Source organism: Stenotrophomonas sp. FBCC-B152, assembly GCF_059134105.1.
Genome location: NZ_CP101442.1, coordinates 1,860,867 through 1,873,458 on the forward strand (window position 1 = coordinate 1,860,867; position 12,592 = coordinate 1,873,458).

At 64.5% G+C, this 12,592-nt stretch carries 5 protein-coding genes; 1 reads left to right on the forward strand and 4 read right to left on the reverse strand.

Annotated features, from left to right (window positions below; translation table 11 throughout):
• Positions 1-13: 13 nt before the first annotated feature.
• The 3 genes from NMB40_RS08770 to NMB40_RS08780 form a co-directional block, all read right to left on the reverse strand.
• Positions 14-1,528, reverse strand: a complete 1,515-nt coding sequence (locus NMB40_RS08770) for a DUF1254 domain-containing protein (protein ID WP_494360711.1) — start codon at positions 1,526-1,528, stop codon at positions 14-16.
• A 31-nt stretch (positions 1,529-1,559) separates the two neighbouring features.
• Entirely contained in the window at positions 1,560-2,837 is a 1,278-nt protein-coding gene (locus tag NMB40_RS08775; RefSeq protein WP_494360712.1) for a DUF1214 domain-containing protein, read from the reverse strand.
• 158 nt (positions 2,838-2,995) lie between these two features.
• Complete coding sequence (locus NMB40_RS08780; protein ID WP_494360713.1) at positions 2,996-6,820, reverse strand: autotransporter outer membrane beta-barrel domain-containing protein; 3,825 nt, start codon at positions 6,818-6,820, stop codon at positions 2,996-2,998.
• Between the two features lie 413 nt (positions 6,821-7,233).
• On the opposite strand from NMB40_RS08780, the gene NMB40_RS08785 reads away from it, so the two are divergent.
• Positions 7,234-11,385: an autotransporter outer membrane beta-barrel domain-containing protein gene (locus tag NMB40_RS08785; protein ID WP_494360714.1), complete on the forward strand. Its 4,152-nt coding sequence runs from the start codon at positions 7,234-7,236 to the stop codon at positions 11,383-11,385.
• A 159-nt stretch (positions 11,386-11,544) separates the two neighbouring features.
• Here the strand turns inward: NMB40_RS08785 and ltaE are convergent, their stop codons facing one another.
• A complete protein-coding gene (gene ltaE, locus NMB40_RS08790) occupies positions 11,545-12,573 on the reverse strand; it encodes a low-specificity L-threonine aldolase (protein WP_494360715.1) in 1,029 nt (342 codons plus the stop codon).
• Positions 12,574-12,592 lie beyond the last annotated feature (19 nt).

Genomic DNA, 12,592 nt, shown 5'->3' on the forward strand with positions numbered 1-12,592 from the left:
GAAACCGCCGTCGTCAGCTCTGTCGCGCGACTTGAGGCAGCTTGTAGATTCCATCGAGAATTGCCGCATCCGGTACGTAGGCCCGGACGATCAGCGCGAACGCGTCGCGTGGGGCGGGCAGCCAGTTGGCCTTCCCGGCCACATCCCGGGGTTCGTCACTGGACAAAACGAGCGTGAGTGAGCCGTCCTGGTCGAAATGCAGTTCGTTGGCGTCGAGGTTGACCGTGCCCAGGTTGTGCCGGCTGTTGGGGCTCTCCGGCAACATATAATAGTCCTTGTCGTACATGGTCAGGGACCAGAAGCCGCCACGCGTACGATCCACGGGTGGCAGTTGATCCTTCTCGAATCGCATCGTATAGCGGTAACGACCATTCAACAGCGCGCCTTGGTCATCGACGCCGCGGATGAGGTAGGCCGCTTCTTCGAAGTCATTGACATAGATATAAATCGCGGCCGCCTGCGCCCTGCTCAGCCAGTCGCTACCCCAGCGTCCACTGTTGGCCTGGCGCTGCCAACCGTTCCCGGCGTTCGTTCCAACCTGCTCGTAGCGTGCGCCTTGGAACAGTTCGGCATCGGCGATCAACACCGTCTGGTCCAATAGCGCCTTCCATGCCGGATCATGCTCGCGCAACGCGAGCAATACGCGCGCTTGTTCGGCCATCACGGCATCGTCCGGGCCGACTTGCGGATTGGCGTCCAACGCCCGCTTCAGATCGTCCCAGAAGGTCTCACCATGCACAGGGCGCTCGCGCAGGATGTCCGGGTCGGCTGCGAGGATATCGGCGTTGAGATTGGGCGGATATACCTTGTTTCGCGCACTGGACTCGCAGTCGAACTGTCGCATTCCCGGTCGATCCTCGCTGAGCGGCGTCGCGCCCATCTGATTAAGTACGGCGCGTGCCTGTGCCTTGGCCTCGGGCGTGCGCGCGGCGAAGCTTCGCGCCATCACTACGGCGACATCCGTCGGTGAGTGCAGTACGCCGCTGAAGCCTTGCGGCGTCTCGCCACGCCAGCTAGGCCCGACCAGAAGGAATTTGCCGGCTGGCGTTTTTGACGCAGAGCCAAGTTGGTGGATCACGTTGGTGAACGCATCCACAATCTGAATTGTCCAGTAGTGACCTGCGGGAACATCCTTCGGTGTCTGTACTACCACGGGTTCTTCGCCAAGGTCGGCGAAGCAGGCGCCGTAAATCGTATCGTTGTTCGGCGTCACGATTTTGCGTTGGGCGGCGGGCAGGTAGTCATCCACATAGCCCATGTGGTTCTTTGGCGAGCCGGGGAACAGACCCATGGCCATGCCGGGCCCGTGGCCCTTCATGAGTTCCCAAGTGCTGGTGCGTCGAAACGTGTTGACCAGGGGATGACCCCAGATATAGACCACCCGTGCCAACGCCTCGGCGTAATGCTGGCTGGCCACGCGCGCCGGCACGGCGGCACCATTTTTAAGGTCTGGGTGGGCCGGCGAAAACGCGCTGACCTGAGCGGGATTGGGCAAGGGTTTGCTGCTGGACGTGTGCGGGCTGGACATGACGGCGCTCCGAAAGAGTGGTGAGATTGGCCTATGCGCGCCGGATGAGGGGCGGCGGATAGTAGCTGCCATCGGCGACAGCGCCGCGTGGGCCATAAAAGCGGAAGGTCAAGCTCCATGGCTTGCCGGCGCTGGTCGGCAGCCAGTTTGGCTCGGGCGCGTCCGCCGGCTTCTCCAGTGCGAAGTAGAGCGTGAGCGAGCCGTCGTCGCCTTTGACGAGACCCGACTGGTTGTTCAGTAGATAGCGTTCCAGCGGGTTCGGCAGCACCCTGCGGTGCAGGCGGTCGACGGCGATAACTGACCAGAAGTACTTGGCAAACTTGTCCGGAAGCGCGTCGGCGGGAAATGTCAGGGTGTAGCTGCCATCTGGTTCAAGCGCTGCGCCGGCGCTGTCCAGGGCGCCGCGGTAATACAGCACTTCATCGAGCACGTTGGCCCAGATGCCACCGAAGTTGACCGTGGTCCGGCTCATCCAGTCGTTGCCCCAATGGCCGCAACAGGCAGGTCGCGCCCATCCATTGCGGATGGTGCCCCGGCCAATATATGGCGCGGCATCGGCGAAATCTTTGAACGCCTTGCTCCGGACAACTGCATCGACGCGGGCTCGCTCGGCTGGCGCCCGGATCGCCAGGGCAATCGCCCTGACTTTTGCCTGGAGGTGCTCAAGAACGCTGGTGTCGGGTTCGCGCAATGCCAGCTCGGCCGATTCGAACGCCTCCACGCCGGGCAGCTCCGCGATATCGAACATCACCGTGCGTGGAATTTCGGGCAAGGTCGGGTTTCCCTGCATCTCGAACCTGAACTGCCGTTGCAGGTCGATCGCTTCGTTCCAGTCTGCACCCAGCTCTACGCGCAGCAGGACCCGGGTGACCTTGGCTGGCACTTCGACCCGCTGCACGCCCTCTGGAATCCTCATGTCGCTGCCTGTCAGGCACACCGCGAACTGGCCGAACGGATGGTCCGGATAGACCCGTTCATTGATGTTCGCGACGGTTTCACCCCACCCGTCGATAAATTCGACCACGTAGTACCGCCCCCTGATCTCCGGAACGGTGACGAGCAGCCAGGCGTTATCGTCAAGTGCTATCCACGCCTCGGAATAGGCCACGTCCAGGTTTGGATTCGGCCAGTCGACCTGCCCCGGCTTGCGATGCAGCAGCGTGTTCCACCGCAGGCCTTCTTCGTCGAAATCCGCCTGCTGCTGACGCGCTATCAGCAGGCGGCCGAGGAGATAGATGTAAGCATCGCTGATGTCCTGGTCAGATGTCGATTGAGCAATGTTCTCATGCGGGTTGGCAATTTCGGACACGGTTTCAAACTCCTTCAAAAGGTAAATGACTCTCTCGTGCAGCGTGGAAGGTAACGAGATGAATCGTCAGCCGCAGTTCGCCTCTCGCCACACGACATCGAAAGGTGGACGGAACAGCCGGCAGCCTGTCTAGGTGCTGATGGTTGGTCTAACCGTGATCACCATTGCCAGCGCATGCCGACCTTTCCATTCCACGATGTCTCGTCGCCATCGAAACTCCATGTGTAATCCGCATCTGCGAAGAGATAGCCGGTGGCGCTGATTTGCCATGTGCCACCCAGTCCCGCTTCGCCCCAACTGTCACCCAGGTCGGCGGTGAAAGGTACGTAGCCACGTGCGCTGGAGAACTCCGTGGTCGGCGACCCGCTGAACTGATGCCAGGCGTTGGCACGGAACCACCAGCTTGTGGCTCGCACACCAGCATGGCTGGTCCTCTCACCGATCCGGTTGAGACGCAGCCCCAGCCTGCCCACGGCTGAGCCTCCATCGCGATAACGTACCCGCGCGGCGGAATCGACCAGATCGTCCAAGCGTGTCTTCTGCCAGATCAGCTGCGCTTGTGGCTCGATGCGCCAACCGTTCGGCCGGGGGCTGTCCCCGGCCGCTGCGCCAATCAACCACGGCCAACCGGCCTCCAGCGATGCCAGCACGCCGTCGCCGTTGGTGAACGTGTCCGGCAGGCGCGTGGACCTGGTGCGAAAGTCGTACCACGTGTACTGCCCGACGGCGTCGACATAGGCGCCGCCCGGTGAGAAGGCGGTCCAATACGCCCCTATGGTGCGCGCGTCGAACTCATCCGTTCCGGCGTGGAAGTCGTAATCCGGGAAATCATGGCGCACTCGGCCACGCGCCTTGCCATAAGCCAGGTAGCTGCCGATGCGCTGGTGGCTGCCGTCGTCGGCGATCGACCGGTACAGGTCCACGCCCACCTGCATGACATCGAACGCGTAGTCGAAGCCGGGCCCACGGTCTCCGTAGATGCCGCGGTTCCCACCATCGCGTTCACCGTCATGATGGAGCACACGAACCCATGCTCCACCCAGACCGGCACCCATTGACGAGACGTCGTCGCGCTCGCGCAGCAAGTGCTCCTCGCCAACGCGCTCGTGCAACGTATCCACGACGGCACGACCGTAAATGGCGGCCATCGTGGGCAGCGCCGCAGCCAACGACACCTCCTGCCTGTACGCGGGTATCGGCGGCACAGGCGGGTCCGGCGGCGGGACCGGCGGTGTCGGCGGTACCGGCGGATCAGGCGGCGGCAACGGTGGATCCGGCGGTACGGGCGGATCAGGCGGCGGCAGCGGTGGCTCCGGCGGTACGGGCGGGTCCGGCGGCGGCAACGGTGGATCCGGCGGCGGAGGGGGCGGTGGTGGTGGCGGCGGAGGGGGCGGAGGGGGCGGCGGAGGCGACGGGCAAGGCGGCGAGGGAGCGCCGGGTGCCGAGCAATCTATCTGCGATCGCAGGAACCAGCTATTGGCAGTGTCGGCGGTAATGGCATCGGCCGCGCCGCCCTTGTAAAGGAAGTACTCATACGGGCCGGCTATGACGGGCGCTGCCAGGCGGAAGGAGCCGTCTGACGTTGTCGCATTTACTGCCTGGACCAGCAGGATACCGTTGGCGACCGTCATTGCCCCGCCGCCACCGCTACTCCGCACCTGGATCCAACTCTGCCCGGTGGCCGCTCCCTCCATGATCACCAAACGGTCCGACGGAGAGTCGTCGCTCCCCAACCAGGTGTTCATGGCGAGCAGGCCGTCGTTTCCCGAATAGTTGGTGAGGGTGAGCGCCATGTAGCTGGCAGGCAGCTCAGGGTCGGCGGCAGGCGCCGCAAAATCAATCAGTCCGCCCTGTTGGTACAACGAGGTCAGCACGGACGAGTCGCCCATCGACCAGGTGCTGTCGTTCATCACAACGGTTGAAACGCTACCGGGTTGGGTCGATGCGAAGCCACTCATTGTGGAGTGGTCGGCTGTCAGGTAGACGTCTGCGGGATCGTCTCCGGGGTTTGCGCCCACATACAGCCACTGGTCGCTTCCGCCTACGCTTGTATTGGTGAGGTCGACCCTGACGCCGTCCGTCCCATTAACGTTGATGGTGGGACCCTCCACGTTGCTGATCTGGCCTCCGGTGAAGTCCACCCTTGGGGCTTGGCCGGTCATCCACAGTCCGGGCGCGTCTTGGCCGCTCGCCAGTACACTTGTATCTGAAGCACTCAGCCAGCCCCCATAGAATGCGCCGATACCGGCTGACTGCGCTCCTTCGACGGTGATGTCGACGTTGTTGAGAAGAACCCTTCCCCCCTGCGCTACCGCGCCGTGACTGGACGTGCCAGATGTCTTGATGGCGCTAGCCGTCAGTCTGGCTTCTCCACCGGCCTGCCCTGCTAGTCCCCACGAATTCTCCGTGCCTATGCCGCTGATCACCAAGCCGGTACCGTCGAAGAGCCCCGTTGCCTGGGTGAACACCACCGGTTCAAAATTGACGCCTCTACCTACGAGCGTCCCTCCGCCGGACATGACTACTTGACTATAGGAGTCCGTCACGGACACGGCGGCGCGTTCTGCAGTCACGCTCACACTGCCGGGCAGCTGGACTACCGAGGCGCCTGTCACAGCTATGCCCCCGCCAGAGGACACTACGGTCAGTGGGCTGCTGGGCGTACCGGTGAGCCGCGAAGTTGGATAGAGATGGATGGCAGGCTGCTCACTCTGGCCCTCCACCGTCAGGTTGCTGTTGTTCCGCATCTCGAAAACAGCGTTGGTGCCCACCAAGCCCTGGCTACCTCCGAGCACAGTCAAGGTGCCTGGATCGAAGTACACGCGGCTGGCGTTGTTCTCGATCCCTATCGACCCCGTTCCCGCCGCAGAAATGGCAGTCTGGCCCGACATCGTGAGTTCCGCCCCGCCGTACAGCAGTGCACCATAACTGTTGCTGCCCGTTCGCACCTCCGTGTCTGTGAGTGACGCAGCGCTTCCCGCAACCATGTACAGCCCCCAGCTCTGCGCACCGACGGTAAGGCGTCCGCGCGTGTCAGCCAGGCGCGCGGGTGCAAGGGCACCCGTACCCCACCACCCAACGCTGTTGTCGCCCAGCGTGAGCGAGCTGTCGCTCAGGTTCGTGCGCGAACCAAGCACGGGCGAGCTGTAGGTGGCGCTGAATATGTTGTAGATGCCAACCGAGTAGTTGCCCAGCTCGAAGGTTCCGTTGGCAACGTTGAGCTCCGATTCGCCCGCTACGAACCCGCCGAAGGTGCGAGCCGAACCTCCGCTGCCGCTTCCAAGACGAACCACGGTGTTGTTTGCGTTGATCTGTGCCAGCGCGCCGTTCTGGCCCGGCAGACCGCCACCGGGAGCCGTATTCATGACCTGCAAGCCGTAGGCAATCGTGGTGGGTATATCGATCAGGGAGTCATCCACATTGACCACCCCGCCACCGAAGGCCGCCAGCGCTGCAAGCGTCTGTGTGGGTGCGTAGGTCGTACCTGGGTTGAGTGCGATGGTGGCATTGCGAAGATTCAACGTGCCCTGCGTAGTGGCCACGGCATTGGCAAGGCGCTCGGGTGCCATGTACACCGTTGCATTGATGAAGGTGGCATTCGCAGGTGAATAACTCGCGGGCCCACTGAACACGGTTATCGGGCTGAAGTAGCTGCCTGCCGGGCGCTCGGCAACGGTTTGGTAGTCGGTGAACGTCGCCGTCGTCCCATAGCCCACGCGCACCACGTCCCACACCGTCTGCGTGATGACTGCGTCGGGCAAGCTGTAGGTGCCACCGTCGCAAAGAGCGAGCCCGCGCGGGTTAGCAGTGATGCCGAAACAGCCCACAGGGGCGCCTGGCGCGGTCGAGAGTATCGTCCCGCTGCCGACCGGCTCATAGGCGTCTGGCAACTGTGCATCTGCCGGCGGGGCCGCCTGCGCTTGCTGGGTGGCTAGATTCAAGAGAGCCGTCGCAAGCGACATGACCAGGAATTTCCGATCCATTTCCCAACTCCTGGGCAGCAGGGCCCAACCTTAAGCCTGGCGCCGACCGGACGCGAGAAGTGGTGCGTAGAGTCGTCCAATGCATGCTGCAGCATTCGCATCGCCATTACTTCTGCGGATCTACGCAGACGACTTCAGTAAATCTACTTGTCAACCGGTCACCTCCCTGCTCCGGTAGAGCAACTGCGTCAATCGGCGCCCGTGACTCGTGCCCGGTTGATTTCTGTCCGCAGGTGGGCCCAGTGGCGGGTGACTCACCGCTTGGCGTCTACAACGCGCTTCCCGTAGCGATTGTTGTCCCAATCCCGACACGCGTCGACGCGTATGTTTACTTAGACCGGTCGCGCTTTTTACCCTTGCCGCCAGCTATTTGGCACTTCACCGTGGAACTACCGCAATCGAGGGGTGCTGCCATGCCTGTTCATACGGATCGTGCCGGCGGGGTGAAGTATTGGCCCGAAGAGTTGTGTGCATTCAGCGTTGCCTTTGCAGTGGCGATGGCAGCACCCGCTGCCGCGCAGACCTGCCCTACGCCCGCCGTGGTCACCGCCGGCGGCGAGTGCACCATACCGACCGGAACCGTCGTTGTCGTGGCAGCCAATGCCACCGGTGCTTCGGCACAATCGGCGGGATCCATCATCGCTGACGGCATCACCGAAAACCTCGCCGGTGCCAATGCGGTGGGTGCTTACGCACAATCGGGTGGCCGGATCAGCTTCAATGCCAGCACGGTGCAAACCACATCCACGGCTGCTGCCGCCAGTGGGCAGATCGGGCTGCGCGCAAGCGGCGCGGGCAGCTCCATCACCTCCAGTGGCGCCGTCATCACGATGACACCCACAGGCACCAGCACGCCGGCCAACCTGCGCGGCGTGAGCGCCGAGGCGGGAGGGCAGATCCGCCTGGACAACGCGCAGATCCAGGTCACCGGCGGCTCCAACGCGCTCAACAACCATGCCGTCGTGGCGACCGGCGCCGGCAGCACGATCAACTTGACCTCAGGGAGCATCAGCTCCAATTCGCGCGGCGCATTCGGCGCAGCAGCTCTCGACGGTGGGTTGATCACCTTGAACGGCACCACGATCAGTACGGCGGGTGCGCAGAACACCACCACCCAGGACGGCAGCCATGCCATTCTGGCGCGCGGCGCGGGCAGCCGGGTCACCGGCCAGGGCGCGGTCGTGACCACCACCGGTACGCTGGCCAACCTGGTCCGCGTGGACGCCGGCACGGTGGCGCTGAGCGACACCCTGCTCTCGCATGTCGGCGCGGGCAATGTCCTCAATCCCGCAGCAGGCGTGCGCGTGACCGGCGGCGGTACGTTCACGCTCGAAGGCACCAGTGCCCTTACCACCAGCGCGTTGTATTCGCCCGGCCTGCTGATTGCGGATGCCGGCTCAAGCGCCCGCATCGAAGATGCAACGATCACCGTGGGCGGCGCACGTTCCATCGGCGTTTCGGTGCTGGCAGGGGCAACCGCATCGCTGGTCGATACCCAGGTGCTGATGCGCCCGTCCGGTGCCACCGGTCCGTGGGCGCCGGCGGTACTCGCGGACGGGCTGGCGGCCAACGTGACCCTGCAGGGCGGCAGCGTGAGCACCGAAAGCGCCACCGCCTACGGTGTGCGCGCGTTGGCCGGTTCCACCATCGCGGTGGACGGCACCACCATCAGCACGCTTGGCGTGGACGCGGCCGCGCTCACTGCGGGCAGCGCCAGCATCACCGCCAACAACGTCACGATAGTCACCCGTGGCAATGACAACGCCATGGGCGCGCTGGCCGACATGGCCGGCACCGTGACGTTGACGGGCGGCTCGATCACCACTTACGGCAACCAGGTGCGGCAGTCGTCATTCGCGCATGCGCTTGGGGCACGCAATCCGGGTGGGCTGCTGCTGGCCAGCGGCACCGCCGCCCAGACCTATGGCACCTACGCGATGGGCGTGTGGGCGGACGACGGCGGCACCGCCACGGTAGATGCGGTGACCGTACGCACTGAAGGCAGCGGGGCCAGCGGCATCCTGGCCATCACCGAACAGCTGGGGGCGCAGTTTCCAGCCCAGGTGACGTATACCGGCGGCATCGTGGAAACGTTCGGCGACCTCGCCCACGGCGCCAATGCGCAGGCGCGCAACGACCTGGCGACCGAACTTGCGGCCATCACCCTCACCGGCACGCCGGTGACCACGCATGGCATCGGCGCGGTCGGTCTGCGCGCGGTGCTGGTGGACTATGGCTCCGCACCGTCCGGCCGTGGCCAGGCGCGGGTCATCGCAGAAAACCTCACCGTCTCCACCGAAGGCGCGGGTGCGCACGGCGCGCTGGCACGTGATATGCCAACGCAGGTACAGATGAACAACGTAGCGTTGCGCACTGGGGGCGCGGCGGCACATGGGGCTGTGGCGCTGATCGGGGGGCAGTTGACCGGTTCGGCCACCACCGTGGCTCCCACCGGAAGTGACGCCATGGCCCTGTTTCTGGTGGGGACGCCCACATCCGTTTCGCAGGCGGACTTCACCGGCAGCACGTTGACCAACGCCAGCGGGCCTACGGTTGGGGTCGCGGGCAACGGCAGCATCCGCCTGACCGATTCCAGCGCAAGCGGCGCTACCGAGTGGCTTCGGGTGAGCGATCTCACCAACTTCCCATTGCTGGCGACGAGCGAGCCGGGCGTTCGTGGCCCGGCCGATTTTCCGGATGGCGACGGCAACCTTCCCACCGAGCCACCGCCGCTGCCGCCCGGTGCTCCCATCCCGTCGCTGCCGGGCGCGGCCGACATCACGGCGACCCGCAGCACGCTGGTGGGATCCGCCTCAACCGCCGCTGGCAGCGTCTCCAACCTCGTGCTGGAGGAGTCTCTGTGGCGGATGACCGGCAGTTCCAAACTTACGACACTGGTCAACGACCCCAGCCGGATCGAGTTCACCCCGCCCAGCGGCGATCCCACCCTGGCGACGTTCTACAAGACCCTGACGGTGTCCGGGTACAGCGGCGATGGCACGCTTGCCCTGAACACTTGGCTCGCGGGGGATGGTGCGCCTTCGGATCAGCTGGTCGTCCTCAATGGCACCAGCAGTGGACCGGGCATGATCGAGGTCAGCAACACCGGTGGGTTGGGCGAGCTGACGCTCGCCGATGGCATCCGGGTGGTGCAGTCGCTCAACAGCACAACGACGGCAAACAACTTCGCACTCGCGGCACCGGTGGTCGCCGGACCCTATGAGTACTTTCTCTATCGCGGCGGCGGTCCTGCAGCCTCAGGTAATGACATCGAGAACAGCTGGTACCTCCGTTCGGTGATCGACTGCGCCGCAGCAGGCGCACCCTCACCGCCGTGCCCGGCACCGCCGCCGCCTCCGCCTCCGCCGCCGCCCCCTCCTCCCACCCCACCCACGCCTCCCACTCCGCCCGTACCGCCCGATCCTCCGGTGCCGCCTGATCCCCCGACCCCGCCCACGCCCCCTACGCCCCCTACGCCACCGGACCCTGACCCTGATCCGCCCAGTCCCCCTGTCCCGCCCACGCCGGCCTTCCGCCAAGAGGTGTCGCTGATTGCTGCCGCGCCGGCGATGGCGCAGGTCTATGGACGCACCCTCATCGACACGCTGCATGAGCGGGTGGGCGATGAACAACTGCTCCAACAGCGTACCGACCTGGATCCCGATCACCGTGGCTTCAACGGCGCGTGGATGCGCTATTTAGGGCACGACGGCGAGCACGACGGCGGCCGCCAAGGCATCTACAGCAATCGCGGCCCTGATTTTGACTATCGTTTTGATGCCCTGCAGATCGGTGTGGACCTGTACCGTCATGTCGATACCGATGATGGCAGCCGCGAGCACGCCGGCTTCTACCTGGCCTACGGCAAGGGCAAGGGTGAGGTCCGGCACAACCTTCTGGACTACCAGTTCCACGCCGGCACCGATCGCTTCAAGGCCGGCTCGGTGGGTGGCTACTGGACAGGATTCAACGACAAGGGCGCATACCTGGGTGCCGTGGGTCAGTACACCTGGTTTGACCTGCGCATCCAGTCGCCGTGGATGCAGGACAGCTTCGTCGATGCATACGGCCTAGCGCTGTCACTGGAAGCGGGCTGGCCTTTCATCCTGAATGACGGCGACGGCCGCACGATCGAGGATGGGCGCTGGCGGCTCGAGCCGCAGGCGCAGGTGATCTGGCAGCGGATCGACGTGGATGATCTGGACGTGGGCAACGCGCAGGTACGCTTCAGCGATGGCGATTCGCTGGTGGGGCGCGTCGGCGCGCGACTCAACCGCAATGGACAGCGCGAAAGCAGCCAGGGGCAGCTGCGCGCAGACAACGCATGGCTGCGCGCCAACATCTGGCGGGAATTCCGCGGCGAACCCCGGGCGGAGTTTGCAACCAGCAGCGGCTACGTGCCGTTCGCGGTGGATATGGGCGGCAGCTGGGCAGAAGTTGGCTTGGGTGGCACGTGGCAGGTCTCTGAAACCGGCTATCTGTTTGCGGACATCGATTACAGCTGGAGCTTCAGCGGCAATGAAACCGCGTGGAATGGCAAACTCGGACTCAGGTGGGCATGGTAGACGGGAAGGGTCGCGGCAATGCACGTTCGCTGATGCGCATTCCATCAGTCGGCAGGGAAAAAAGGAAATCCTCGGTTCTCACGATTGCAGGTTTCAGGGCGGTCGTCCTGCGACCGACCCTGCCGGGTCCGTTCCAGTCTGCACATGCGAGCCGCTGGATCACTCAGCCACCACGCTCCGGATCACCGCGACGGTCCTGTCAATCGCTTCGCGGTCGATCTGCCAATGGGTCACGAGACGCATCTTGCCGCCGTACGCACCGTTGGCCCGTATGCCGGCTGCTTCCAGAGCTTCCATCAGCCCGGGCATGTCTACGCCTTCGGGTAGCGCGAACCACACCATGTTGATGTGGACGTCTTCCATGTCCACGTCAATGCCTGGCACTGCGGCCAATTGCTGAGCCAGGTAGATTGCATTGTCGTGGTCCACATCCAGCCGTTGCGTCATTTCGGTGAGCGCAAGAAGGCCCGGCGCGGCGATCACCCCGGCTTGGCGCCACCCTCCTCCCAGCAGCTTGCGGTTGTATCGGGCACGCTTGATGAAGGCCGCCGGCCCCGCCAGGATCGAACCGACCGGTGCGGCCAGGCCCTTGGAGAGGCAGCACATCACCGTGTCCACATGCTGGGTGATCGCTTTCACGTCGCACCCCAGGTAGGTGGCGGCATTGAACACGCGTGCGCCGTCCAGGTGGATGGGAACGCCGTGTTCCCGCGCGATGGCGGCGGTGGCTTCCATCGTGGCCAGCGGGATCACGCGGCCGTTGCCGTGCGCGTTTTCCAGGCAGATCAGTCCGGTGCGGGGAATGTGGATGTCCTCCCCCACCCGGATGCGGGCCGCGATCTCGCTGGGCGCCAACTGGCCCCGGTTGCTGGCGATGGTGCGCAGCTGGACGCCACTGATCACCGCCGCCGCCCCGTTTTCGTGCCAGACCAGATGCGAGTCGTCGCCGGCGATTACTTCGTCGCCCCGGCGGCAATGGGTGAACACCGCGAGCTGGTTGCCGAATACCCCGGTCGGAACAAACAGTGCGTCGTCCTTGCCCAGCATGTCGGCGGCCAGGCGCTCAAGCTGGATGACGGTGGGGTCGTCCTGATAGACGTCATCCCCCACTTCCGCGGTGGCCATGGCCTGGCGCATCGCGGGGGTGGGTTGGGTGACGGTGTCGCTGCGCAGATCAATCCACTGCATCGGGAACTCGCTGAATGGG

Bases quoted from the DNA above. Each gene is read 5' to 3' on its own strand.
- NMB40_RS08770 (WP_494360711.1), bottom strand. From the start codon at position 1,528: ATGTCCAGCCCGCACACGTCCAGCAGCAAACCCTTGCCCAATCCCGCT.
- NMB40_RS08780 (WP_494360713.1), bottom strand. From the start codon at position 6,820: ATGGATCGGAAATTCCTGGTCATGTCGCTTGCGACGGCTCTCTTGAAT.
- NMB40_RS08785 (WP_494360714.1), top strand. From the start codon at position 7,234: ATGCCTGTTCATACGGATCGTGCCGGCGGGGTGAAGTATTGGCCCGAA.
- ltaE (WP_494360715.1), bottom strand. From the start codon at position 12,573: ATGCAGTGGATTGATCTGCGCAGCGACACCGTCACCCAACCCACCCCC.